Source organism: Xanthobacter sp. NM-25, from assembly GCF_022138605.1.
Classification (GTDB): Bacteria; Pseudomonadota; Alphaproteobacteria; order Rhizobiales; family Xanthobacteraceae; genus Xanthobacter.
On sequence record NZ_JACBFS010000001.1, the window covers coordinates 69157 to 94433 of the forward strand.

Sequence of the window (25277 nt, forward strand, 5' to 3'; positions counted from 1 at the left end):
GCGGCGGCCCACCCCAGGGCATCGCGGGCGTGCCACGCCCTGCGCCGACAGGCCCGCACCGGCCCCGCTGACGGCCGGACGCGCGATAGCCGCGTCAAGGGGCCCCCTGACGCGGCTCTTCCTCTCTGCACCACCAACGCCCGCGGAGCTTTCATGACCGACCTCAGCCCCACCGGCGATGCCCCTGCCCTGCCGCTGGCCGACAAGGTGGCCCTCGTCACCGGCGCCACCCGGGGCATCGGCGCGGCGACCGCCCTCGCTCTGGCCAAGGCCGGCGCCCATGTGGTGGCGGTGGGCCGCACCGAAGGGGGCCTGGAGGAACTGGACGACGCCATTCAGGCCATCGGCGGCAGCGCCACCTTGGTGCCCCTCGACCTCAAGGATGGCGAAGGCATCGACCGGCTGGGCGGCGCGCTCTACCAGCGCTATGGCCGGCTCGACATCTATGTGGCCAATGCCGGCGTGCTGGGACCGCTCTCTCCCCTCGGCCACGTGCTGCCGAAGGACTGGGATGACACGGTGGCGGTGAACCTCACCGCCAACTGGCGCTGCGTGCGCTCATTCGATCCGCTGCTGCGGCTGTCCACCTGCGCGCGGGCTGTGATGATCTCCTCCGGCGCGGCCCATAAGGCCAAGGCCTATTGGGGGCCCTACGCCATCACCAAGGCGGCGCTGGAAGTGATGGCCCGCACCTGGGCGGCGGAGGCCATCAACGGCAATCTGAAGGTGAACCTCTTCAACCCCGGACCCATCCGCACCCTGATGCGGGCCAAGGCGTTTCCCGGGGAGGACCCCATGACGCTGCCGACCCCGGAAGAGGCCGCCGCCGCCATCCTGCCCCTGTGCCTGCCCGACTTCACAGAGACCGGCAAGCTCTACGACTTCCCCCAGCGCAAGCTGCTGTCCTTCCAGATGCCCGCCTGAGGCGACGCCTGCGGGCCAGGATACCTGCAACAGGCGGCCGTAGGAGAGGCGCATCCCCTCTCCCGCTTGCGGGGGAGGGTCAGGGAGGGGGCAAGCCCGCCTCATAGACGGCGACCATCGCATTTCAGCGTAGTCCGCAACGCGTAACCTTTGCCTGGTGGCGGAGCGCAACTCCCAACGATTTGCCCCCTCCCCAGCCTCACCCGCTTGCCCCCTCCCCAGCCCTCCCCCGCAAGCGGGAGAGGGAGCAGCGGCGGGACAAGCTCGGTCGGCGCATCAGCCGCATAACATGCGTTGGCGGTCGAGAGCGCCTCGCGCATTTTCGCGCAGGGTGGACACCGCTTCGCGTGAAAATGCGGGCTCGATCGCGGAGAGCGCGGTCGCCGCGATCGCGCCAGCTTCCACTGCCGCGCGGACGGGCCAAAGGCCCCGTGCCCCATCCGGCCGAAATGCCCTCTCAGCCCGCCACCCGTGCGCGGGCGGGTGCGTCGGGCTCCAGCGCGCCAAGCGTCTGATCGCCTACCCCCGCCTCACTCAGCGCGGAGCCATAGAGCACGATGCAGGGGCCGGTGGCGCCGGCGGCCACCGCCGCCTGCACCGCCTCCACCAGACGGCCGATGGGGGCGCTGACGATGTGTTCATCCGGCCGGGTGGCGGAGAAGATGGCCACCGCCGGCGTGGCGGCATCGAGCCCCGCCGGAAGGAGACGCGCCACCAGCGCCGCCAAAGTGTGGCGGGGCATATAGACCACGGTGGTGGCGCCGGGATCGCTCAGGGCCTCGAAATCGAGATCCTCGGGCAACTGGCCGTTGCGGGCATGGGCGGTGACGAACTGCAGGCGCCGCGCGTGGTCGCGATGGGTGAGGGAGGCGGCGAGCCGGCTGGCGGCCCCCTGGGCCGTGGATATGCCCGGCACCACCTCCACCGGCACGCCGGCGGCGCGGCAGGCGGCGATCTCCTCCCCGGCGCGGCCGAAGATCATGGGCTCGCCTCCCTTGAGGCGCACCACCCGGCGGCCCTCACGGGCGAGCCGCACCATCAGCGCATTGATGTCGTCCTGCTTGCAGGAGGGGCCGTAGCCGGTCTTGCCCACCAGCATCTTGCGGGCCTCGCGCCGGGCGAAATCCAGCACCTCCGGTGACACCAGCTGGTCATAGAGCACCACGTCCGCCGCCTGCAGGGCGCGCACGGCCTTGAGGGTGAGCAATTCCGGATCCCCCGGCCCCGCCCCCACCAGAACCACGGAGCCGCCGGCCGGCGCCGGCGGGGCGAGGAGTGTCGCCTGGATGTCCGCATCGGGCATCGCATGGGGTGTTGCGAGGGCACGGGCGCTGAAGCGCTCCCAGAAGGCCCGCCGCGCCGGCGCGGCCACGTCCTTGAGGCCCGCGCGCCAGCCCTTGGCGGCTTCCGCCCACGCCTTGAAACCCGCCGGCAGCAGCGCCTCGATGCGGGCGCGCACCGCCTGGGCGAACACCGGCGCCGCTCCATCGGTGGAGATGCCCACCACCAGAGGCGAGCGATTGACGATGGAACCGAAGGTGAAATCGCAGCGCGCCGGATCGTCCACCACATTGACCGGCACCCCGGCGGCGCGGGCGGCGGCGGCGAAGCGCGCGCCCTCTTCCGCATCCTCGAACGCTCCCACCGCCAGCGCGACGCCGGTCAGATCCTCAGGGGCGAATGCGCGGGGGTGCAGCGTCACCGGCCCCTGCGGCGGTGTGGCAGCCAGATGGGCGAGATCGGCGCAAGGCGCCGGCGCGAACACCTCCACCCGCGCCCCAGCGGCGGAGAGCAGTTCCGCCTTCCAGCTCGCCGCGCGGCCATGGCCGGCCACCACCACGCGCCGCCCGTTGAGGCCGAAGAACACGGGCAGGCGCGCCAGAGGCGCCATGCGGCCAGCATCGGGGGCAGACACGGCATCAGCGCCGGAAACGAGCTTTGGGGCGACCACGGGAACGCAACTCCAGTCCATGAACGGCCGACGTTTCCGCCGGCTCATTTCACAAACTAAATGAGCGCACCCGCATATTCAACGCATAAATATGTGATATTTATCATTCACATTATTATTGAGTTTAATGTGCCTCGTCCCAATTCTTCGCGGCGCGGGCCTCCACCTTCAGGGGCACCCTCAGCTCGACGGCGGGCAGCGCGGCCTGTTCCATCACCTGCTGCACCAGGGGCAGGGTCTTTTCCGCCTCGCCCTCGACCACCTCGAACACCAGTTCGTCATGCACCTGCAGCAGCATGCGGGCGGAGAGCTTGGCCTTCGCCAGGGCCGGCTCCATGCGGATCATGGCGCGGCGGATAATGTCGGCGGCAGTGCCCTGCAGCCTGGCGTTGATGGCGGCGCGCTCGTTGAACGCGCGGATGGAGGGGTTCTTGGCGGCGATGTCGGGATAGTGGCATTGCCGGCCGAACAGGGTCTCCACATAGCCGTGCTCGCGGCAGAAGGCCTTGGTCTCTTCCATATAGTCGCGGATACCCGGGAACCGCTCGAAATACTTCTTGATGTATTGCCCCGCCTCTTCGCGGGGAATACCAAGCTGGTTGGCGAGGCCGAACGCCGAGATGCCGTAGATGATGCCGAAATTGATGGCCTTGGCCCGGCGCCGCACCTCGCTCGGCATATCCTTCACCGGCACGCCGAACATCTCGGACGCGGTCATGGCGTGGATGTCGAGCCCGTCCTGGAATGCCTGCCGCAAGGTGGGGATCTCGGCGATCTCGGCGAGCAGCCGCAGCTCGATCTGCGAATAATCCGCCGACACCAGCAGATGGCCGGGCTCCGCTACGAAGGCGCGGCGGATGCGCCGGCCCTCTTCCGTGCGCACCGGAATGTTCTGCAAATTCGGGTCCGAGGAGGACAGGCGCCCGGTGGTGGTGGCCGCCAGCGCATAGGAGGTGTGGACGCGATGGGTGTCGCGGTTCACGAAATTGGGCAGCGCATCCGTGTAGGTGGAGCGCAGCTTGGAGAGCTGGCGCCATTGCAGGATCTTCTGCGGCAGCGGGTGGCCGGTTTCCGCCAGCTCCTCCAGCACGTTGGCCTTGGTGGACCAGGCCCCCGTGGGGGTCTTGGAGCCGCCCGGCAGGCCCATCTTGCCGAACAGAATGTCGCCGATCTGCTTGGGGCTGCCCACGTTGATCTTCTCGCCGGCGAGCTCCGAAATCTCGTCCTCCACCCGGGCCGCGCCCTGGGCGAATTCCGAGGACAGGCGCGCCAGCAGCGCCTTGTCGATGGAGATGCCGCGCGCCTCCATGCGGGTGAGCACGGGGATGAGGGGCCGCTCCAGGGTCTCATAGACCGTGGTCTTGGCCTCGGCGACGAGACGCGGCTTCAGGGTCAGCCACAGGCGGAAGGTCACGTCGGCGTCTTCCGCCGCATATTGGGTGGCCGGCTCCAGGGCGATCTTGTCGAAGGTCACCTGCGCCTTGCCCTTGCCCACCACCTCGGTGAAGGCGATGGGGGTATGGCCCAGATGGAACACCGAGAGTTCATCCATGCCATGGCCGTGCAGGCCGGCATCCAGGGCGTAGGACATGCACATGGTGCATTCCACTGGCGCCACCGTGATGCCGTAGCGCGACAGCATCAGCGCGTCATACTTCACATTGTGGCCGATCTTGAGGGTGCCGGTGTCCTCCAGCAGCGGCTTGAGCACAGCAATGGCCTCGGCCAGGGGGATCTGCCCCGGCAGCAGCCCTTCGCTGAACAGGCCGTCTCCCGCCCCCACATGGGCCAGGGGAATGTAGCAGGCCACATTGGGCGCCAGCGCCAGAGACACGCCCACCAGATCCGCCGACATGGGATCGAGCGAAGTGGTCTCGGTGTCGAAGGCCACCACCCCCTGGTCCATGGCGCGGGCGCACCAGTCCTTCAGTTCGGCAAGATCGCTCACCGTGCGATAGGCGCTGCGGTCCACCGGCGTGGCGCGCGCCGCCTCGGCGCGGGCATGGGCGAGTTCCGAGGGCCTGGGCAGAATGTCCACGCCGCCACTTCTCGCCGGCGCGGCCGCCTTCTCTTTGCCCTTGGCCGCCTGCGGCGCTTCCGCCTCCGTCTCGCCGGGGGTGAACAGGCCCTGGGGGGCGAGCTTGGGGTCGGGGTCGATGGCGCCCGCATCCACCCCGAAGGCCTCCGCCACCCGGCGGGTGATGGTGGTGAATTCCATGGCCTTCAGGAAGGCCACCAGGGGCCGGGCGTCGGGCTCCTCCAGCACCAGATCGGCCAGCGGCACCTCCACCGCCACATCGCGCACCAGCTCCACCAGCTGCTTGGAGATGCGGGCGGATTCCGCATTCTCCAGCAGCGACTGGCGGCGCTTGGGCTGCTTGATCTCGGAGGCGCGGGCCAACAGCGTGTCCAGGTCGCCATATTCGTTGATGAGCTGGGCGGCGGTCTTGATGCCGATGCCGGGCACGCCAGGCACGTTGTCGGTGGAATCCCCCGCCAGGGCCTGCACATCCACCACCTTGTCCGGCGGCACGCCGAAATATTCCACCACCTCGGCTTCGCCGATGCGCCGCTCGGGCCGCGCCCCGCGCCCGCCGCTTTCGCCGGAGGCCGGGTCATACATGGCCACATGGGGGCCGATGAGCTGCATCAGGTCCTTGTCGGCGGAGACGATGAGCACCTCCGCCCCCGCCTTCACCGCCTGGTCCGCATAGGTGGCGATGAGGTCGTCGGCCTCGTAGCGCGCCTGCTCCACCGGGATGAGGCCAAACGCCCGCACCGCTTCGCGCATCAGCGGGAACTGGGGAATGAGCTCGTCCGGCGGATCGGAGCGGTTGGCCTTGTACTGGGGGTAGAGCGCCTTGCGGAACGAATCTTCCGACTTGTCGAAAATGATGGCGAGATGGGTGGGCTTGATGCCCACCGCGCCGTCGCGCACGAACTGGAACAGCTTGGTGCAGAACAGGCGCACCGCCCCGGTGGGGAGCCGGTCGGAGCGGAAATTGTACTTCCGGTCCTGGTTGATGGACTGGAAATAGGCCCGGAACACGAAGGAGGAGCCATCCACCAGAAACACGCGGTCTCCGGGCTGGATCGAGCGGGGCGAAGGGGACATGGCAACATCCATCGTGGCGCCGGGCGGCGCGGGTCAAAGCGCCCGCACGATGCCCCACCCCCGCCCCGCGAACAACCCCGCGGGGCCCGTCGTCCCCCTTCGCGGCTGGCGCGCCCTCAGTGGCCCAGCACCGCCAGCAGCAGCAGAGCGACGATGTTGGTGATCTTGATCATGGGGTTCACGGCGGGTCCCGCCGTGTCCTTGTAGGGGTCGCCCACCGTATCGCCGGTCACCGAGGCCTTGTGCGCCTCCGAGCCCTTGTAGTGGCGCACCCCGTCCTTATCCACGAAGCCATCCTCGAACGACTTCTTGGCATTGTCCCAGGCGCCGCCGCCGGAGGTCATGGAGATGGCCACGAACAGGCCGGTGACGATGACGCCGAGCAGCATGGCCCCTACCGCCGAGAAGGCCGCCGATTTGCCGGCCACCCCGCCGCCCGCCACCGCATAGATGACGAAATAGCAGACGATGGGCGACAGCACCGGCAGCAGCGAGGGGAGGATCATCTCCTTGATGGCGGCGACCGTGAGCATGTCCACGGCGCGGGAATAATCCGGCTTCTCGCTGCCGGCCATGATGCCCGGCTTCTCGCGGAACTGGCGCCGCACCTCCTCCACGATGGCCCCCGCGGCCCGGCCCACCGCCGTCATGCCCATGGCGCCGAACAGATAGGGCAGCAGCCCGCCGAACAGCAGGCCCACCACCACATAAGGGTTATCGAGGGAGAAATTGGGCGTGACGCCGAAGAAATAGGTGCCCTCGGCGGCCTGGGAGATGAAGTATTTCAGGTCCTGGTTATAGGCCGCGAACAGCACCAGGGCACCAAGGCCGGCGGAGCCGATGGCATAGCCCTTGGTGACGGCCTTGGTGGTGTTGCCCACCGCATCCAGCGCATCGGTGGACTGGCGCACTTCCTTGGGCAGGCCAGCCATCTCGGCGATGCCGCCGGCGTTGTCGGTGACCGGGCCGAACGCATCGAGGGCCACGATCATGCCCGCCAGCGCCAGCATGGTGGTGGCGGCGATGGCGATGCCGAACAGGCCGGCCAGCCCATAGGCCGCCAGGATGCCGGCGATGATGACAAGGGTGGGCAGCGCCGTCGCCTCCAGCGACACGGCAAGCCCCTGGATGATGTTGGTGCCATGCCCGGTGACCGAGGCCTGGGCGATGGAGCGGACCGGCCGATAGCCGGTGCCCGTATAATATTCGGTGATGACGACGATGGCCGCAGTGACCAGCAGGCCGACGATGCCGCACACGAACAGCGCGGTGCCCGAGAAGCTGGCTCCGTCGATGGGCCCGAAGCCGGGCAGCAGCCAGGTCACCAGCGCCAGAGCCAACACCGAGAGGCCGGCGGTGGCCAAGAGGCCGCGATAGAGCGCCCCCATGATGGAGGAGGTGGGCCCGAGCTTCACGAAGAAGGTGCCGGCGATGGAGGTGAGGATGCACACCGCGCCGATGGCCAGCGGATAGAGCTGCAAGGTGTGCAGGGTGGCCGGGGTGGCGGCGAAGAAGATGGCGGCGAGCACCATGGTGGCCACCACCGTCACCGCATAGGTCTCGAACAGGTCGGCCGCCATGCCGGCGCAGTCGCCGACATTGTCGCCCACGTTGTCGGCGATGGTGGCGGGGTTGCGCGGATCATCCTCCGGAATGCCGGCTTCCACCTTGCCGACCAGATCGCCGCCCACGTCGGCGCCCTTGGTGAAGATGCCGCCGCCGAGCCGAGCGAAGATGGAGATGAGCGAGGCGCCGAAGCCCAGCGCCACCAGCGCATCCACCACCACCCGGGCGTTGGGGGCAAAGCCGAGCAGCTGGGTGAGCACCAGGAAATAGGCGGAGACCCCGAGCAAGGCGAGGCCCGCCACCAGAAGCCCGGTGACGGCGCCAGCCTTGAAGGCGAGATCGAGCCCCCGGGCCAGGGAGAGGGTGGCCGCCTGGGCGGTGCGCACATTGGCCCGCACCGACACATTCATGCCGATGAAGCCGGCGAGCGCCGACAGAATGGCGCCGATGGCGAAGCCCGCCGCCACCAGCCAGCCCAGGAACACGCCCACCAGGACGAAGATGACGACGCCCACCACGCCGATGGTGAGATACTGGCGCTTGAGATAGGCCTGCGCCCCCTCGGCAATGGCGGCAGCGATTTCCTGCATGCGGGCGCTGCCGGCATCCGCCTCCATCAGGCTGCGGATGGCCCAGATTCCATAGGCGACCGCCAACAGGCCGCAGGCGATGATGAGCAGCAGTGCCAGCATGAGCCTCTCCCCAGCGTTTTCAGAGTCGTCATTCTTATACCTGAGAGTGTGAGAGGATTGACGACACCCGGCAAGGGACCAGCCGCGCGCTGCGGCAGAACCGCGAGCCGGAGCGCTGCAGTGCGGCAGAGGCACGGGAAGGCGGGGGCGACGAGAACATTCAGCCCACCGCACCGAGCGACCCGCTTCCGCCTCAAAAACGCCCGGCCCTTTCGCTACCCCGCCGGCGCCGGCCGGGATTGACGGGAGAGCATTGCTCCCCTAACCCCTGCGGCCTGCTCCCAACAGCCGAAGAAGTCCCCGCGCATCATGGTCGAGACCGCGCTGAAGTCGCCCCGCATCTCCTTCGTCTCCCTCGGCTGCCCCAAGGCGCTGGTGGATTCAGAGCGCATCGTCACGCGCCTCAGGGCGGAGGGCTATGAGCTCACCAAGACCCATGCGGGGGCCGATCTCGTCATCGTCAACACCTGCGGCTTCCTCGACAGCGCCAAGGCGGAAAGCCTCTCGGCCATCGGTGAGGCGCTGGCGGAGAATGGCAAGGTGGTGGTCACCGGCTGCATGGGTGCCGAGCCCGAGCAGATCACCGCCGCCCATCCCGGCGTGCTCGCCGTCACCGGGCCGCAGCAATATGAGAGCGTGCTGGCCGCCGTGCACGAAGCGGTGCCGCCCAAGCACGATCCCTTCCTCGATCTGGTGCCCGACCAGGGGGTGAAGCTCACCCCGCGCCACTATGCCTATCTGAAGATCTCGGAGGGCTGCTCCAACCGCTGCACCTTCTGTATCATCCCCAAGCTGCGCGGTGATCTCGTCTCCCGCCCGGCCGGCGAGGTGCTGCGCGAGGCGGAGAAGCTGGTGAAAGCCGGCGTGAAGGAGCTACTGGTCATCTCCCAGGACACCTCCGCCTATGGCCAGGACCTGCGCTATGCGCCGAGCCTGTGGAAGGGCGCCGAGGGCGAGAAGGAAGTGGCCACCCGCTTCCTGGACCTGGCCGCCGCGCTGGCGGATCTCGGCGCCTGGGTGCGCCTGCACTATGTCTATCCCTACCCCCATGTGGACGCGGTGATGGAGCTGATGGCGGCCGGCAAGGTGCTGCCCTATCTCGATATTCCCTTCCAGCATGCAAGCCCTACGGTGCTGCGGCGGATGAAGCGCCCGGCCTCCCAGGAGAAGACGCTGGCCCGCATCCAGGCGTGGCGCAGCGCGGTGCCGGACCTCACCTTGCGCTCCACCTTCATCGTCGGCTTCCCCGGCGAGACCGAGGCCGAGTTCCAGGAGCTGCTGGACTTCATGGAGGAAGCGGAGATCGACCGCGCCGGCGCCTTCAAGTTCGAGCCGGTGGCGGGCGCGGTGGCCAACGGCCTCGACAATCCGGTGCCCGACGAGGTGAAAGCCGAGCGCTATGATCGCTTCATGCGCACCCAGCAGAAGGTTTCCGCCCGCCGGCTGAAGCGCAAGGTGGGCACCCGCCAGCAGGTGATCATCGATGCGGTGACGCCCACCGGCGCCATCGGCCGCACCAAGGGTGATGCGCCGGACATTGACGGCACGGTGAAGGTGGCGTCGCGCCGGCCGCTGCGGGTGGGCGAGATCGCCACCGTGAAGATCGAGGCCGCCGGCCCCTACGACCTCTCCGGAACGGCCGTCGGCTTCTGACCGATTTGCCGGCGATGGCCCTCTCGCAAGAGGGGCTTGGGGTGCCTATGTTGAGGGCCCTCACCGGCGCGCGCGTCCTGGCCCGCGCCTCAAGATCCGCACAGATCTCCCGGAGCCCTCCATGCTGGAGTATCGCCCGCTCGGGCGCACCGACATCAAGGTGTCGTCTGTCGCCCTCGGAACCATGACCTTCGGCCAGCAGAATACCGAGGCCGAAGGCCATGCCCAGCTCGATTATGCGCTGGATCACGGCATCAATTTCATTGATACGGCCGAACTCTATTCCATTCCGCCGCGACGGGAGACCCAGGGCTCCACCGAGCGCATCATCGGCACCTGGCTGAAGGCGCGCGGCAATCGCGACAAGGTGGTGCTGGCCTCCAAGGCGGTGGGCCCCACCACCAACACCTGGTATCGCGCCGACGGCGCGAGGCCGCGCCTCGACGCCGCCAACATCCGCGCCGCCATCGACGGCTCGCTGCAGCGCCTTCAGACCGATTATCTCGACCTCTACCAGCTCCACTGGCCCGATCGCGCCGTGCCGATCTTCGGCAATGCGGCGCCCGCCCGCGCGCCCGGCGACGGCGCTGAAGTGCCCATCGAGGACACTCTGGCCGCCCTGGCCGAGCTGGTGAAGAGCGGCAAGGTGCGCCACATCGGCCTGTCCAACGAAACAGCCTGGGGGCTCCACGCCTTCCTGCGCGCCGCCGATGCGGGAATCGGCCCGCGGGTGGTCTCGGTGCAGAACGCCTACAACCTCATCAACCGGACCTATGAGGAAGGGCTGGCCGAGTTCCACGCCCGCGAGGGGGTGGGCCTGCTCGCCTATTCGCCCCTGGGCCAGGGCTACCTCACCGGCAAATACCAGCGGGGCGCACGGCCGGCGGGGGCGCGCAGCACCCTGTTCGATCGCGGCCAGCGCTATGAGAAGCCGGGCACCGAGGCGGCCATCGACGCCTATCTTAAGCTCGCCGCCGAAATGGGCCTGACCCCGGTGGCGCTGGCGCAGGCCTTCGTCACCTCGCGTCCGTTCGTCACCGCCACCCTCATCGGCGCCACCAGCATGGCCCAGCTCGAGGCCTGCCTCGCCGGCGCCCTCACGCCCCTGAGCGCCGACGTGCTGGCCCGCATCGACGCGCTGCACCAGATCCACGGCAATCCGGCCCCCTGAAACACGAACGCCCGCTCGGGGGACCGAGCGGGCGTTCTCGCATCTTGCGGTGCGGCCAAACGGCGGGGCTCAGCCCTCGTCGTCGTCCGAATGCTCGGGCGGGACCAGGCCCTGCAGGCCCGCGAGGAGCTCCTCCTCGGTCATGCGGTCGAGCATGACGTCGCTGTCGTCGCCCCCACCTTCGCCGGACGCGATCATGGGCGCGGCCTCGGGCTCGGGCTCATCCACCTCGGTGTATTTCTGCAGCGAGTGGATCAGATCTTCCTTGAGATCCTCGGGGCTCACCGTTTCGTCGGCGATCTCGCGCAGCGCCACCACCGGGTTCTTGTCGTTGTCACGATCGATGGTGATCTGGCTGCCCGAGGAGATCATCCGGGCGCGGTGGGCGGCGAGCAGCACCAGTTCAAACCGGTTGTCTACCTTGTCGATGCAATCTTCAACCGTGACGCGGGCCATGGGCTCGGCACTCCCTCATGCGCAAACGCGCTGGATCATAAGCCTGGGAAGAGCGGGTCGATACAACAAATCGAACCTCTGGGCAAGCCGAGGGTGCCTTTTTCGCTTGCGTTGGACCGGGCTTCGTCGGAGAAAGGCAGCGGACGGTGCGGGTTACAGCCGTTCCAGCGTTACGCCCATCCCTTTCGACCGGCGGAAATTTTATGCAGGGCCTTGAAAAGATCGCTCTTCTGATTGATGGCGCAAATCTGTACTCGGCAACCAAGGCGCTCGGCTTCGACATTGATTACAAGCGGCTGCTGAAGGAGTTCCAGAGCCGGGGCTATCTTCTGCGAGCGTTCTATTATACCACCCTGATCGAGGATCAGGAGTATTCCTCCATTCGTCCTCTGCTCGATTGGCTGGACTACAACGGCTATTCGGTGGTGACCAAGCTCGCCCGCGAATTTACCGACGCCCAGGGGCGCCGGCGGGTGCGCGGCAACATGGACATCGAGATCGCCGTGGATGCCATGGAGCTCGCCGAGCACGTGGATCACATCGTGCTGTTCTCCGGCGACGGCGACTTCCGCTCCCTGGTGGAAGCCTTGCAGCGCAAGGGCATCCGGGTGTCGGTGGTGTCCACCATCTCCACCCAGCCGCCGCTCATCGCCGACGATCTGCGCCGCCAGGCGGATGTCTTCATCGACCTCGTGGAACTGCAACCCAAGATTGGTCGCGACCCCTCCGAGCGGCAGGGCCGCATGCAGGAGACGCCCCGATTCCTGGAGCGGCGTGGCGCCACCGCGGGCACCGACAGCGACAATTGCTGAGCGGTCCCATGGCGCGCGTTCTGGAGGTGGAGCCCGCGGGCGACTGCCCGCTCTGCCCTCGCCTTGCCGGCTTTCGTGACGACTGGCGGGCGGCGGAACCGGGCTGGTTCAATGCGCCCGTGCCCACGTTCGGACCGAAGGACGCGCGGCTGCTCATCGTCGGCCTCGCCCCCGGCCTGCGCGGCGCCAACCGCACCGGGCGGCCCTTCACCGGCGATTATGCCGGCGACCTGCTCTATGCGACGCTGCTGGACTTCGGCTTCGCCACCGGCCATTACGATGCCCGACCCGACGATGGGCTGGCGCTGCAGGATGCCCGCATTGTCAACGCGGTGCGTTGCGTGCCGCCACAGAACAAGCCGACGACAGAAGAGATCCGCACCTGCCGGCGCTTCCTCACGCCCCTGTTCACCGGCATGCCGCATCTGCGCGCAGTGGTGACCCTGGGCAAGATCGCCCACGATTCCACCCTGGCGGCGCTCGGCGCCCGGGCTTCACACCTCAAGTTCGGCCACGGCGTCAGCGGCGACATCGCCGGCCTCAGGGTGTTCGCGAGCTATCATTGCTCGCGCTACAACACCAATACGGGTGTGCTGACACCGGCCATGTTCCGCGCCGTATTCCAGGACGTGCGCGCGTTCCTGGCCACCCCGGCGCGCTGAGGCGTCCTATTCTTCCCCTTCGTCCCGCGCGGCGGCGCGGGCCTGCAGATGCGCCAGCACCTGGGCCGCATTCTCGTCCGGCGGGAACACCGGATAGAAGACGTGGGAGATGGCCCCTTCGTCGATGATGAGGGTGATGCGCTTCAACAACACCGCGCCATCCACCTCGAACGTGGGCAGCCGGACCGCCTGGGCGAACTCCCGGCGATGATCGGACAGGAGCGGGAACGGCAGCTCCAGCCGCTCCACCACCTCGGCCTGATAGGGCGTGTCCTGCACCGAAAGGCCGAACACATGCTCCACGCCCACCGCCTTCAGTGCCGCATAGTGATCGCGGAAGGCGCACGACTGGGGCGTGCAGCCGCGCGCGCCGGGAATGGCATCCCAGCCATCCGGCAGGGGCTCGCCCGGCACCCCGGTGCGCGGATAGACATAGACCACCGCCCGGCCGGTGAGGGAGGACAGGTCCACCCGCTCGCCATTGGTGGCCGGCAGGCCGATGATGGGCAGTTCGAGCCCCGGCAGGTGATCGGCGGCGCCATCGTCCTGGGGCGCGGGCAAGTCATCCGGCAGCGTCTGATACTCGGCCATGGCCCCTCTCCGCACTGGTGGGGCCGCGCCAGGCGCCGGCCCGGAACAGGTGAATCAGCCGCGCTCGCGCATGAGCCGCGCCTTGTCGCGGGCCCACGAGCGCTCCTTCAGCGCCTCGCGCTTATCGTGGCTCTTGCGCCCCTTGGCCAAGGCGATCTCCACCTTGGCCCGGCCGCGCTCGTTGAAATAGATCTTCAGCGGCACCACGGTCATGCCCTCGCGCTCCACCGCATTGCCGAGCTTGGCGATCTGCCGCTTGTGCAGCAGCAATTTGCGGGGTCGGCGCGTCTCGTGGTTGAAGCGGTTGGCTTCCAGATATTCGGGAATGTAGGCGTTAAAGAGCCACATCTCGCCATTCTTCTGGGCGGCGTAGCTCTCGGCGATGGTGGCCTTGCCGGTGCGCAGGCTCTTCACCTCGGTGCCGGTGAGGGACACCCCGGCCTCGAACACTTCCTCGATGGCAAAGTCGAACCGGGCCCGCCGGTTCTCGGCGGCCACCTTGCGGGGGGCGTCTTTCTTATTGTCGCTCATGACAGGGAATGTGGCCTTCGGATGCCGCCGGCACAAGCGGCATGAGGGGGCGCCAGCCCGCAGGCTGGCGCCCGTGTGTTCAGTTGATGAGGCCGGCGTGGACCATGGCCGAATGCACCACCGCCTTGGTGGGCTCCGACACCGGCACCAGCGGCAGACGGACCTCGTCTGTCATCTTGCCCAGCAGGGTCAGGGCATATTTGGTGGGGGTTGGGTTGGTCTCCACGAACAGCGCCGAATGCAGCGGCATCAGCTTGTCCTGAATGGCGAGCGCAGTCTTGAAGTCGCCATTGAGGCAGGCATTCTGGAACTGCGCGCACAGCCGCGGCGCCACATTGGCGGTCACCGAGATGCAGCCCGCACCGCCATGGGCCATGAAACCGAGCGCGGTGGCATCCTCGCCCGAGAGCTGGACGAAGTCCGCCCCGAGCACCTGCCGCTGCAGCGACACCCGCGCCATGGAGGCGGTGGCATCCTTCACGCCCACGATGTTCTTGATCTCGAACAGGCGGGCCATGGTCTCCACCGACATGTCCACCACCGAGCGGCCGGGAATGTTGTAGATGAAGATGGGCAGGCTCACGGCGTCGGCGACAGCCTTGAAGTGGTGGTACAGGCCCTCCTGGCTGGGCTTGTTGTAATAAGGCACCACCACCAGCAGGGCGCTGGCGCCCACCTTCTCCGCATGGCGGCCGAGGGCGATGGCTTCGGCGGTGTTGTTGGAGCCGGCACCGGCGATGACCGGCACGCGGCCAGCCGCCTGCTCCACCGCCCAGGCCACCACTTGGTTGTGCTCGTCATGGGTCAGGGTCGGGCTCTCGCCCGTGGTGCCGACCGGAACCAGGCCATGGGAGCCCTCGGCGATCTGCCAGTCCACGAAGTCGCGAAACGCTTTCTCGTCCACCGCCCCATCGCGAAACGGGGTGACGAGGGCGGTGAAGGAGCCGCGGAAGGGCGACGGGGACGGGATGGGCGACATGGCGGGCGCCTTGCTTCCTAACGTTCTGGGTTGCGACACGCGATTGGACCGGAATGACGGCATCGTGATGACACCAGCGACACCCTGGGCGGGTGGCGCTCCGCACCAGCGTGGATCGCATCCCATAGCCTGTTGCGAGCGTTCCGGAAAGGCCTTCGCGCCCACAACCTCGCCAGCCGCGCTTTTGCCGCGATCTCAGATCAAGTTGCACACCCAAGGTGAGGCACACGGAACACGCGCAAGCCAGACGTGCGGGTCTGGTTAGGGTTTCGTCAAGGCCCCTCGCCCAACATGGCGGCCAAACCCGAAGCGCGCCCCGCAACGCGAGGACCCCGAATGTCGCCCTTCTCGAGCCTGATCTCCGCGAGCGCCCTGGCGATCTCCGTCGCCCTGGCTGGTGCCGCGTATGCGGCGCAGGGAACGGCCCCCACGCCGACCGCCAAACCCGCCGCCGCCAAAAGCTCCAAGACCAGCAGCACCCACGCGAAGCCGGCGCCCAAGCCGCAGCCGAAGCCGGTGGCCAGCAGCAGCAAGTCCACCAAATCCACCAGCTCCAAATCCACGAAGAGCACCGCCAAGCACGAGAGCGGCAGCAAGACCAGCAGCAAGAGCGGCTCGCGCAGCACCGTCGCCCATGTGGCCCCGCCGCGTGCGCCGACGCCGGCGCCGGCCGCGCCGGCGCTGGCCACATCGTCCTCCATTCCCTCCGGGGAGCTCGGCACCCTGCGTGCGGCCGTGAGCGCCGCCCGCAACGGGCGCGCCAGCGAAGCCATGTCGGCCGCCCGCCAGCTCGATGATCCGGTGGCGCGCAACCTCGTCACCTGGCTGGTGATCCGCCATGCGCCCAATGACCTCGGCTTCGAGAACGTCTCCGAATTCCTGCGCGCCAATCCCGGCTGGCCGACCCAATCCACCCTGCGCCGGCGTGCCGAGCGGGTGCTCTACCAGGAGAATCGTGGCCCGGAGCGGACCCGCGCCTTCTTCGCCGACCAGCCGCCGCTGACCGGCGAGGGCAAGGTGGCACTGGCCCGTGCCCTCATCGCCTCCGGCGACCGCAAGGACGCGGTGGACTGGGTGCGCGAGGCGTGGCGCGAGGACGACCTCAACGAGCTGTTTGAAAAGCAGATCATGGAGGAGTTCGGGTCCGTCCTGACCCGCACCGACCACAAGCTGCGCGCCGACCGCTTCAGCTACAAGCCGGACACCGACCGCGCCCTGCGCGCCGCCGCGCGCGCCGGCTCCGACGTCGTGGCCCTGACCAAGGCGCGCCTGGCCATCGCCCGCCGCGAGTCCAATGGCGACAAGCTGCTGGCCAACGTGCCTTTCACCCTGAACAGCGACCCGGCCTATCTGTTCGCCAAGGCGCAATTGCTGCGCCGGGCCGACAAGCCCAGCGATGCCGCCCGCGCCCTGCTGTCCGGCGCCTCCGCCCCCGAGGCCAATGCGGACCCGGACGAATGGTGGATCGAGCGGCGCCTGGTAACCCGCGAGCTGCTGGATGCGGGAGATCCGCAAACCGCCTACAAAGTGGCCGCCACGGGGGTCGCCCCCAAGGCGGACAACTACCGCGCCGAACAGCAGTTCACCGCCGGCTGGATCGCGCTGCGCTTCCTGCGGGACCCGCAGACGGCCGCCGCCCATTTCGCCCGCATCGGCCACGGCCAGAAGCACCCCATCACCTTGTCCCGCGCCGCCTACTGGCAGGCTCGGGCGGCCGAAGCCATGGGCGACAGCGGGCGCGCCCGCGCGGCATATGAGCAGGCGGCGCGCTATCCCGCCACCTATTATGGGCAGCTGGCCCGCACCCGGCTCGGCATGTCGCCGGTGGTGCTGCGCACGGCCGATGTCTCGTTCAACGACCGCAACACCTTCTCCCGCCTGGAGCCGGTGAAGGCCATCCGCATGCTCTACGCCATCGGCGAGCGCGAAATCCCCATCACCATCTATTACGACCTGGCCTGGCGGCTGGAGGATTCGGGCCAGCTGGCGCTGCTCGCCAACCTTGCCGAATCCAATGGCGATGCCCGCGGCGCCCTGGTGGTGGGCAAGGAAGCCATGGCCGAGGGCCACCCGCTGGAGCGGGAGGCGTTCCCCACCTTCGGCCTGCCCAATTACACGGCCATCGGCCATCCGGTGGACAAGGCCGCCGTTTATGCGGTGGCCCGGCAGGAAAGCCAGTTCAACCCGCGCACCCTGTCCAGCGCCAAGGCCATGGGCCTCATGCAGGTGACCCCGGCGGCCGGCCGGCAGGTGGCCAAGGTCACCGGCGCCTCCTTCAGCGAAGCGCGGCTGATGAGCGATCAGTCCTACAATGTCCAGTTCGGCGCGGCCGAGCTGGGCGAGCTGGTGGATCAGTACGACGGCAATTATGTGCTGGTGTTCGCCGCCTACAACGCCGGGCGCGGCAATGTCGCCAAGTGGATCCAGCGCTATGGCGACCCTCGCGACCCCAATGTGGACGTGGTGGACTGGGTGGAGCTGATCCCCTTCTCCGAAACGCGCAACTACGTGCAGCGGGTGATGGAGAATTACCAAGCCTACAAGGTGCGCTTCAACATTCCCTCGAAGCTGCAGATGGAAGCGGACCTGCGCGGCAGCGGCCGCTGAACCGCGCAGGCCCTCGCACGCCGCCCCAAGGCGGGCGGAGGCCCTTTCCTGGCCGTCACCATGAGCGCCGCTGCGCGCAAGATGGATGCCCTGCCCCGCACCACGCCCGCTTCAGGACACGGTGATGACCCCGCGCGACATGGTGGCGCGAAGGCGATAGCGCCGGGTGCAGGCGATGGAACCGGCGGATGGTGGCTGGACGTGAACCGGGCCACAGGGCGGGAACGCGCGCGGCCGGGAGCCTGCGCGCCGGTTACCATCTCAACGCCCTGCGCCACGGGGGTCCGCACGCATGAAATCCCCTCTCGGCGATCACCGCCCCGGCACGTGCAGTGCCGCGGTGGATGGGCCGTGGGCGCGATTCAGCCGCCGGCACCTTGCCCTGATCGCGTCACCGCGATTGGCCATGGCGCCTTAAGTCGTGCAGCATACCGGCCCCCGCCGCACCCTGGCAGGTGCGGCCGGACATCAGGCATTTAGCGAACGGCAACGGCACACCCAGTGAACCCCAGGGGGCTTTCCAGTGCCAAGCCGGGGGCCGAAGCCGGGCCTGCCCTTCGTTCAGACCGCGTCGTCCGTCGCGCCGGGCGAGGAGGCGGTCGGCGCCGACGGCCCGGGCGCGCCCTCCCCCGCCAGGGCGCGGGCCTGGTCGATCCAGTTCTCGCGTTCGATCCGGCCGGGAAAGGCGAGATAGCTGCCCACCCACGCCACCTGCTCCGGCGTCCAGGCGGCGATCTGGCGGAAGTGATAAATGCCGAGGGCGTTCAACCTCTGCTCATTCTGCGGGCCGATTCCCTTGAGCTGCTTGAGATCGTCGGCGGTGCCCTCAGGCGCGGCCAGGATCGGCGGCTTGCTCCCGGGATGGGCCGCAGTGGCCGCGGCGCCAGCGCTCCCGCCGGGCGGCGCCGGTGAAGCCGGAGGGTTGGCCCGCCTGGCCGGCGCGCCGCCGGTCAGCAGATGCCCGAACAGATCCGCCGTGCGCGCGGCGGCGGCCGCCGCCAGATCATCCGCCTTGTCCGGCTCACCCGGCAGCGCTGAAGGGCCGGCGCCCGTGGCCGGCTCTGCCGGCGCTTCGGCGGCTGCGGCCGGGGCGAGCGTCTCGACCGGACGGTCATCCTGAGCCACCGTTGGGGCGGGTGGCGGAATCGGTGGAGCATCCTCGGGCTTCGGCTCCGTGGATGCGCTGGAGCCGCCGGGCAGCGCCTCTTCCCGTGGCGGGCGCGCCTGCCGCAGCCACCAGCCGGCAATCAGGCCGAGCAGAAAGGCCCCCGCCAGCAGGATCAGCACATCTACGTTGAAAGCCGTCACCGCGCGCCTCCCGATCGCCGCCGCTTCAAGGCATAGCCTGTCACCACTCCGATGATGAACGCAACGAGAAGATGTGGCCACAAGGACAGCGCAAGATAGATCATGGCGCGTGCCCCTCCTTCACCACGAAGGCGATGCGGCGGTTCTGCGCCCGCCCAGCCTCCGTGTCGTTTGCCGCCACAGGCCGCGTCGCCCCATAGCCGATGGCCGCGAGGCGCTCGCGGGCGATGCCCGCCTCTGCCAGGACATTGGCCACCGCCTGCGCTCGGGCTTCCGACAGGCGTTGGTTGGTGGCCTCGTCACCCACCGTATCCGTATGGCCGCCGATTTCCACCACCGTGGAGGGGCAGCGTTGCAGCACATAGATCAGGTGATCCAGAATGCCGACGCTCTGCCGGTCGATCCGCGCGCTGCCGGTATCGAACAGAATGGTGCCGCGCCCCATGAGCTCCGACAGCAGGGCCTGGCACTCCTGCGCTCCCACGAGGGGGCCCGGCACTGCCACATCGAGGGCAGTCTCGGCGCTGAACGGCGGCTTGAGGCCACGCTTGAGATCCTCCTCGATCTCGCGCGCGGCTGCCCCCCGCAGCGCCGCGCCGGTGAGGCGCAGTTGCGTATCGGTAAGGGTCAGCTCGCCATTACCCATGCGGGCCAGCTGGGCGAGCCCGGTGAGCGCGGCGGGCAGAAAGCCCGCCGGCGCGCCACCGCCGACGGCCGAAAGATCGTTCACCTTCTCCTTCAGAAAGTCCCGCTCCAGCGCAACCTGCAGCGCGGCATGGGCCTTATCATCCGGGTAGAAGCCCGAAACCGTGAGGCCGTCGCGATCCCGCCGCACCGCGAAGACGTAAGGCGAGATGCGCGGCGGCTCGAGCTTGGCGGTGTTGACCGAGAAGCTGCCGGGCGTCGCCGCCACTGCCTTCATCACCGAAACGAACGCCGCCGAATCCATGGCCTCGCCAGAAAGCGAGAGTTTCGTGCCGCTCACGTCTGCCGTGCCGCTGCGCAGCTTGGCGAGCTGGGCCACCGCGAAATTCGCCTGAGCGCCCCACACATCGGGGGCGGGCCCCCCGGTCGCGACCCGCATTTCATCCTGCACGGGCACGCCGGGAAAGGCGCTGCGCACCGCATCCTGCAACAGACGCCGGGCCTCGTCCGAGGGAATGTAGCCGGTGAGGCGCACCGCATCCGCCGTGCGCTCGACGCTCCAGGTGAACGGCACCGCGCGGGGCGGCTCCACCGCGAAGCGGGTCACCTGGAAGCCCTCCGGCGGCGTGCGCCGCAGGGCGGACAGGGCATCGAACGCCTTGAAGGTCGGCGCCTGTCCCTCGATGGAGATGGCGCTGTCGGACAGGCTTGCCCGCAGCTCGGGCGCTTCGGCCAGCACCCGGCCCACATAGCGCACGGCCTTGAGCCAGAGATCTGTGCTCGGCGCACCATCGGCGAGCCGTGCGTCGTCGCGAATCTTCACCCCTGGCAGGGCGGCCGCCAGCACGCTGGCCACTTCCGCCCCCGCTTCCTCCGAGGGCACATAGCCGGTGACCCGCACCATCTCCCCCTCCCGGCTCGCCGACCAGAAGAAGGGCGAGGCCACCGGCGGCCGCACCGCGAAGCGCGCGAGCGTCATGCCCTGCGGCAGCGGCCCGCGCATGGTGGCGGCCAAGGCATCATAAGTGGCAAGATCCGGCGCCCGCCCCTCAATGGCGATGGCGCCATCGGACAGGGTGATGCGCCCCGATGGCAAGCGGTTCAGCTGCTCCAGGCCAAAGGTGACCAAGGCGGCGAAATCCCCGGGCGGGGCCCCCCGCGCGCGTACCAGGCGTTCCTGCCCCGACACCACATCTCCCGATGCCTTTGCGGCAGCGAGAATGCGCGCCAGCACATAGCGCGATGGCACATAGCCATCGAGGGCCAGCTTGCGGCCGTCTTTCACCGCGCTGAACGTGAAGGGTCGGCGCTCCGGCAACAGGGTCGTGGCATCGCGCACGGTGCGCACGCCGAACATGGTTTCCAGCGAGGTGCGCACCTTCACCCGCGCCTCTTCCGCCAGCGACTCGCCCTCGAGGGTCGCGTCGCGCCCCTCGAACCGGGCGCGCGCCCAGGATTCGCCGCTGCGCGCCAGCACCGCTTCCGCGCTCTGGGTGAGATCCGCCTCGATGGGCCCGCGCGCTGTCAGCAGGGTGAAGGCGGCGAGCACCGCCCAGGCCGCCACCCCGGCCACCAGCACCCAAGGGCGCCAGCCGCGCCGCCGCGGGCCGACCGTTCCATGGTGATTCGACAATCCCTCGCGCCCTCCACCCTCCGTCTTGCCGCCCGACGCAGCACCGGCCATCGCCTCTCGTCCCCCGCCCGCTCATCCATTCGCGTGCGGAGTTCAGCACATTTGACGGCGGTTCCGAAAGCCCGAACACGCCCGTGTGGCGAACCCTCCCCGCCTCTGTGGTGTCCAGCTGGCGCCGCCCCCGGCGTCCCCCTGTGTTCTTCCATGCGCAAAAACGAAAACGGGCCCCCGAAGGGGCCCGCTCTTGGCTGACCAGAGGTCAGACTCAGAAATCGCGCGTGGCGATCAGCAGAACCTCGCTGGCGTCCACCGAACCGCGGCTCGGACCATAGCCGGTCGCCACGTAGTCGTTCGCCTTGTTGTAGTTCCAGTCGTACTGGAGCGCGATCATGAGATTCTTGACCGGGGTGAAGCCGATATAGCCACCCACGTTGCCGTTCACGCCGCCCGAGCTGCCATACATGGCCTGCACCAGTGCGTCGTCGAAGTCATAAGAGGCGTAGCCACCGAACACCGCGGTGCTCCACTTGGCGTTCCAATTGTGCAGCAGCGAGGCCGTGACGTTCCAGCCGCTGACCTTGGTGAGACCACCCACGCCGATGAACGCATCCGGCGCGGCATACTCGCCGCTAGCATCCTGAATGCCGAGATAGGACATGGCGCCATCGGCATAAGCCGCCTGCAGATAGAGCGTGTCGCCCTCACCCAGAGTGGGCAGGTTGAACATCACGCCCGCCTGCAGCGCATAGCCCCAGCTGTCTTCGGACGACAGGGTGTTGAGCACCGTCAGGGCGCGCACCTGATGCAGCGCACCGGAGAGCTGGACCGTGCCCCACTGGCCCTCATACTTCAGGTTGCCGACGATATCCGGCACCTGCCAACCCGCCTGATAGCTGTCCAGGGCACCCGGCAGCGCCGGATCCTGAATCAGCACACCCGCGCCGCGCTCGGCCGAATCTTCCAGCGACAGCGTGGCGCTGAAGCCCTGCCCGAACTCGGCCGTGTAGGCCACCATGTTCAGCCGCGTGTCCGAACCGACGGTCGCCGGATCGGTACCCAGGACGTTGGCGTTCGCATAGAAATCGAAGAACGACTGGGTGTGACCGGCGGTCAGGCCGGCAAACTGAACATAGGCGTCCCACAGCTGGATTTCGCTCGAATTGGGCCCGTCGGACCACGCGTCGGACGTGCGCCACTTGAAGCGCGCATCGATATAGGAACGCAACACGCCATATTCCGTGGCGGTCCGGGCATCCATGATCACGCCGGCCGTGGCGATGGAATAGCTGTCGTTGTTGGTCGCCAGATAGTTGGAATAGGTGTTGTAATAGCCTTCCGCCCACACATAGCCGCCAACGCGCAGGCAGGTGTCGGTGCCCGGAATGTAGAGAAATCCCTCACCCATGGCGAGGCACTGCTTCACATAGGCCGGCGCCGCCTTGGTGGTGTAGGGCAGATCAGCAGCCAGAGCCGCGGACCCCATGAAACCCGTCGCAGCGATGCCCAGCGCAAGGCGCCCCACCCCGTTGGACAGCAAGCGACGTGAAACACAAATGGTCATCGGAACCCCCATGATACATTATATCAATTGCCGAAATGGCATATCCCCCGGGCAACAGCAAGTCGGAAATCACCTCTGCGGTGAAAACTCCTGCGGTGACCGGAGCTGAACTGCTGCCCTGCGTCCGAACGCGCCCACCGCCGGCGACTCGAGAGACACCGAGCCAGCCCCTAACGGGCCACGCGAACCGTCTTCATTTGCGATTGTGAGACACGTCGGACTGAAAAGGAATAGGTACGCCGCCACTATTGCAGCGTTCTAAAGTGTAGCAGCAGCAAAACTGCATCGCATATCTCCCAAACAAGAGACTTTTGATGCTGCAGCAAAGAAAAAGGGTCCCGGCGATATTCGCCGGGACCCTCTCCATCAACGCTTAAGCGATGATCAGAAGTTCCGCTGGACGCGGACACCACCCGACCACAGGTCGGTGGAGCCACCGTAACCGGGAGCCGCAGCGGTGTTGTAGGGCAGGCTGCCGTCGATCTTCGAGTACAGCACTTCCGCGCCGATATCGAGGTTCTTCACCGGCGACCAGATGGTGTTCGCACCCACCTGCCACACGTCAACGTCGAGATAGCCGTTGGCGGTCGCGAAGGCGGAGTCGGGAGCGTCGACGCTGGCGTAGCCGGCATAGACGGCCGAACGCAGGCCGGGGGTCCAGAAGTGACGGAACTGACCGGACACCGACCAAGCGGTCGAGGTCGAGTAGCTGCCGAAAGCGTCGGACACGGCGTCAGCCAGACGATACAGCGCATCGCCGGTGCCGTAGCCGTTCACACGACCGAGGGCCTGCGAGGTGCCGGTGGAGGAGCCGGACAGACCCACATAGTTGAGGGCGCCGTCAGCATAGGCAGCGGTGAAGAAGATCGAGTCGCCAGCGGCCAGCATGGGCAGCTTGAACTCGAGGACACCCTGGATCGCCCAACCCCACTGGTCGTTAGACGACTCGTACATGTCGATGCCGCCGAGAGCGACACGCATCTGGTGCGCAGCCGCGGACAGCTGAGCGGTACCCCAAGCCTGGCTCAGGCGCAGGTTGCCGACGATGTCGGGGATCTGGGTGCCGCCAGCGGCATCATCCGGAGCAGGAGCGGTCCAGTAGCCACCGTAGGTGGAACGGGAAGCGTTGTCTTCGAGGGCGATGGTCGCCGAGAAGCCGTTGCCGAACTCAGCGGTGTAGCCGATGAGGTTCGTCCACTTGTCCGACTTCGTGTACGGGGTGGTGTACATGAAGTTCATGCCGGAGTCGAAGAACGACGACGTATAACCGGCGGTCAGGCCCGCGAACTGGATGAACGCGCGCTCGAAGTAGATGCCCTGAGACTCACCGTTGCCAGTGGCATTGGCGGTGGTGTCAGTGGTGCTGTTGATGCCGAACCGCACGTACGAACGCAGGGTGCCGTACTCGGTCTGAGTGCGGGCGTCCATGTCGAACACGCCACGAGCACGCATGATCACGTCGCTGGTGCGGTCGGTATAGGTACCGCCGGTGATCATCGGGTTGAAGGTACCCGTCGCGTTGAAATAGGTATCGAAACGGGCATAGCCGCCGATCTTGAGGCAGGTGTCGGTGCCGGGGATGTAGAAGTAGCCAGCGCCATACGCAGCGCAGACCTTCACATACTCGACCGCCTTCGCCTTGACAGGCAGGTCGGCGGCGTGGGCTCCAGCCACCGCGACGAGACCCGCCGCGCTGCCGAGGAGAAGGCTCTTCACCATCTTCATCGTGACCTCCAAAAGTTTAATCCGAGGGAGCGAGTGCCGCTTCGCCGGTGCGACTGCACCATTGAGAGGTTCTTGCCCCGATTACCACCTACGCACTGCGCCATGTTCCGTGGCTTCAACCCGCGGTGGTCGACCGGGGACTGCCCCCCTTCGTCGCAAAGCCAACATACAAAAGGCGGAAGCGTGATCAATCAGAACAGCACCAAACTCGGGCCCTGAGGGGTGGTTTTCAGATAGGTGTTGCAAGAAGAGCACGTATTTGTGAGCGCCTACCTGAATACCTTGCCGCCCTTCACCCGCCTCCCCTTAATCAATTGTTAATAAATCATTTTCTGTCGCGCGACACGGATCGCCAGTCGGTGCGATTCAAGGCGCTGCGGGGGATGCGGGGCCGCCAGGCTGGTTCAGCGCACGCCCCCACGCCCGCGGCGCAGCGGTATTTGATAACCGCACCGCCGGGCCCCTGAGGCGCGCCTGCGGTCAGGATTCGCCCGCTTCGCCACAAATCGCGGAAGAACGGTGCCGGACGGATTCTCATCAGCTCCCTCCCCCGTCGCGTTGGGCGAGGCGCGAGACGGCAGCGCCGCAAGCATGATGTCTCAGTCGCGGTGATCAAGAGGCACACGCGGTCCTCGCCCGCCAGGCTGGCGGCCACAGCCGGTCTCGTACGGCCGCATGTGGCGGAGCTTGGCGAT

General features: G+C 67.7%; 17 protein-coding genes. 6 read left to right on the forward strand and 11 right to left on the reverse strand.

What is annotated here, in order from left to right:
* Window positions 1–153: 153 nt before the first annotated feature.
* Window positions 154–924, forward strand: a complete 771-nt coding sequence (locus tag MEU52_RS00365) for an SDR family NAD(P)-dependent oxidoreductase (protein WP_238121938.1) — start codon at window positions 154–156, stop codon at window positions 922–924.
* Between the two features lie 457 nt (window positions 925–1381).
* Here MEU52_RS00365 and cysG read toward each other — a convergent pair whose 3' ends face one another.
* From cysG to MEU52_RS00380, 3 genes are all read right to left on the reverse strand, one after another.
* Window positions 1382–2815, reverse strand: a complete 1434-nt coding sequence (gene cysG / locus MEU52_RS00370; protein ID WP_238122041.1) for a siroheme synthase CysG — start codon at window positions 2813–2815, stop codon at window positions 1382–1384.
* A 184-nt stretch (window positions 2816–2999) separates the two neighbouring features.
* On the reverse strand, window positions 3000–5990 hold the full coding sequence (polA, locus tag MEU52_RS00375) for a DNA polymerase I (RefSeq protein WP_238121937.1): 2991 nt from the start codon (window positions 5988–5990) through the stop codon (window positions 3000–3002).
* Window positions 5991–6106: 116 nt separating this feature from the next.
* On the reverse strand, window positions 6107–8248 hold the full coding sequence (locus MEU52_RS00380) for a sodium-translocating pyrophosphatase (RefSeq protein ID WP_238121936.1): 2142 nt from the start codon (window positions 8246–8248) through the stop codon (window positions 6107–6109).
* A gap of 309 nt (window positions 8249–8557) precedes the next feature.
* On the opposite strand from MEU52_RS00380, the gene rimO reads away from it, so the two are divergent.
* Together rimO and MEU52_RS00390 are read left to right on the forward strand one after the other, a co-directional pair.
* Window positions 8558–9901 carry a 30S ribosomal protein S12 methylthiotransferase RimO gene (gene rimO / locus MEU52_RS00385; RefSeq protein WP_238121935.1) on the forward strand — a complete coding sequence of 448 codons (1344 nt, stop codon included), beginning with the start codon at window positions 8558–8560 and terminating at the stop codon, window positions 9899–9901.
* Between the two features lie 124 nt (window positions 9902–10025).
* The gene (locus MEU52_RS00390) at window positions 10026–11072 is read left to right on the forward strand and encodes an aldo/keto reductase (protein WP_238122040.1); all 1047 of its coding nucleotides are present in this window, start codon (window positions 10026–10028) and stop codon (window positions 11070–11072) included.
* 69 nt (window positions 11073–11141) lie between these two features.
* Here the strand turns inward: MEU52_RS00390 and rpoZ are convergent, their stop codons facing one another.
* Complete coding sequence (rpoZ, locus tag MEU52_RS00395) at window positions 11142–11528, reverse strand: DNA-directed RNA polymerase subunit omega (RefSeq protein WP_238121934.1); 387 nt, start codon at window positions 11526–11528, stop codon at window positions 11142–11144.
* A gap of 203 nt (window positions 11529–11731) precedes the next feature.
* Between rpoZ and MEU52_RS00400 the strand changes: the two genes are divergently transcribed.
* Both MEU52_RS00400 and MEU52_RS00405 read left to right on the forward strand, forming a co-directional pair.
* Entirely contained in the window at window positions 11732–12340 is a 609-nt protein-coding gene (locus MEU52_RS00400) for a LabA-like NYN domain-containing protein (RefSeq protein WP_238121933.1), read from the forward strand.
* Window positions 12341–12360: 20 nt separating this feature from the next.
* On the forward strand, window positions 12361–13002 hold the full coding sequence (locus MEU52_RS00405) for a uracil-DNA glycosylase (RefSeq protein ID WP_238122039.1): 642 nt from the start codon (window positions 12361–12363) through the stop codon (window positions 13000–13002).
* Window positions 13003–13008: 6 nt separating this feature from the next.
* Here MEU52_RS00405 and MEU52_RS00410 read toward each other — a convergent pair whose 3' ends face one another.
* The 3 genes from MEU52_RS00410 to dapA form a co-directional block, all read right to left on the reverse strand.
* The gene (locus MEU52_RS00410) at window positions 13009–13593 is read right to left on the reverse strand and encodes a peroxiredoxin (protein WP_238121932.1); all 585 of its coding nucleotides are present in this window, start codon (window positions 13591–13593) and stop codon (window positions 13009–13011) included.
* A gap of 54 nt (window positions 13594–13647) precedes the next feature.
* On the reverse strand, window positions 13648–14124 hold the full coding sequence (smpB, locus tag MEU52_RS00415) for an SsrA-binding protein SmpB (RefSeq protein ID WP_238121931.1): 477 nt from the start codon (window positions 14122–14124) through the stop codon (window positions 13648–13650).
* A 79-nt stretch (window positions 14125–14203) separates the two neighbouring features.
* Window positions 14204–15103, reverse strand: a complete 900-nt coding sequence (gene dapA / locus MEU52_RS00420) for a 4-hydroxy-tetrahydrodipicolinate synthase (RefSeq protein ID WP_273546213.1) — start codon at window positions 15101–15103, stop codon at window positions 14204–14206.
* Window positions 15104–15439: 336 nt separating this feature from the next.
* Between dapA and MEU52_RS00425 the strand changes: the two genes are divergently transcribed.
* Window positions 15440–17710, forward strand: coding sequence for a lytic transglycosylase domain-containing protein (locus MEU52_RS00425; RefSeq protein WP_238121930.1), 2271 nt, complete (start codon window positions 15440–15442; stop codon window positions 17708–17710).
* A 561-nt stretch (window positions 17711–18271) separates the two neighbouring features.
* Here MEU52_RS00425 and MEU52_RS00430 read toward each other — a convergent pair.
* The 4 genes from MEU52_RS00430 to MEU52_RS00445 form a co-directional block, all read right to left on the reverse strand.
* Entirely contained in the window at window positions 18272–19018 is a 747-nt protein-coding gene (locus MEU52_RS00430; protein WP_238121929.1) for a hypothetical protein, read from the reverse strand.
* A 100-nt stretch (window positions 19019–19118) separates the two neighbouring features.
* Window positions 19119–21296: an OmpA family protein gene (locus tag MEU52_RS00435; protein ID WP_238121928.1), complete on the reverse strand. Its 2178-nt coding sequence runs from the start codon at window positions 21294–21296 to the stop codon at window positions 19119–19121.
* 265 nt (window positions 21297–21561) lie between these two features.
* The gene (locus tag MEU52_RS00440; RefSeq protein ID WP_238121927.1) at window positions 21562–22857 is read right to left on the reverse strand and encodes a porin; all 1296 of its coding nucleotides are present in this window, start codon (window positions 22855–22857) and stop codon (window positions 21562–21564) included.
* 384 nt (window positions 22858–23241) lie between these two features.
* Window positions 23242–24582: a porin gene (locus tag MEU52_RS00445; protein WP_238121926.1), complete on the reverse strand. Its 1341-nt coding sequence runs from the start codon at window positions 24580–24582 to the stop codon at window positions 23242–23244.
* Between the last annotated feature and the right edge of the window lie 695 nt (window positions 24583–25277).

What these genes read in the sequence shown, in the direction of transcription:
- rpoZ (WP_238121934.1), bottom strand. Translation starts at nt 11,528, where the DNA reads ATGGCCCGCGTCACGGTTGAAGATTGCATCGACAAGGTAGACAACCGG.
- MEU52_RS00400 (WP_238121933.1), top strand. Translation starts at nt 11,732, where the DNA reads ATGCAGGGCCTTGAAAAGATCGCTCTTCTGATTGATGGCGCAAATCTG.
- dapA (WP_273546213.1), bottom strand. Translation starts at nt 15,103, where the DNA reads ATGTCGCCCATCCCGTCCCCGTCGCCCTTCCGCGGCTCCTTCACCGCC.
- smpB (WP_238121931.1), bottom strand. Translation starts at nt 14,124, where the DNA reads ATGAGCGACAATAAGAAAGACGCCCCCCGCAAGGTGGCCGCCGAGAAC.
- rimO (WP_238121935.1), top strand. Translation starts at nt 8,558, where the DNA reads ATGGTCGAGACCGCGCTGAAGTCGCCCCGCATCTCCTTCGTCTCCCTC.
- MEU52_RS00425 (WP_238121930.1), top strand. Translation starts at nt 15,440, where the DNA reads ATGTCGCCCTTCTCGAGCCTGATCTCCGCGAGCGCCCTGGCGATCTCC.
- MEU52_RS00410 (WP_238121932.1), bottom strand. Translation starts at nt 13,593, where the DNA reads ATGGCCGAGTATCAGACGCTGCCGGATGACTTGCCCGCGCCCCAGGAC.
- MEU52_RS00440 (WP_238121927.1), bottom strand. Translation starts at nt 22,857, where the DNA reads ATGACCATTTGTGTTTCACGTCGCTTGCTGTCCAACGGGGTGGGGCGC.
- polA (WP_238121937.1), bottom strand. Translation starts at nt 5,990, where the DNA reads ATGTCCCCTTCGCCCCGCTCGATCCAGCCCGGAGACCGCGTGTTTCTG.
- cysG (WP_238122041.1), bottom strand. Translation starts at nt 2,815, where the DNA reads ATGGCGCCTCTGGCGCGCCTGCCCGTGTTCTTCGGCCTCAACGGGCGG.
- MEU52_RS00445 (WP_238121926.1), bottom strand. Translation starts at nt 24,582, where the DNA reads ATGAAGATGGTGAAGAGCCTTCTCCTCGGCAGCGCGGCGGGTCTCGTC.
- MEU52_RS00380 (WP_238121936.1), bottom strand. Translation starts at nt 8,248, where the DNA reads ATGCTGGCACTGCTGCTCATCATCGCCTGCGGCCTGTTGGCGGTCGCC.
- MEU52_RS00365 (WP_238121938.1), top strand. Translation starts at nt 154, where the DNA reads ATGACCGACCTCAGCCCCACCGGCGATGCCCCTGCCCTGCCGCTGGCC.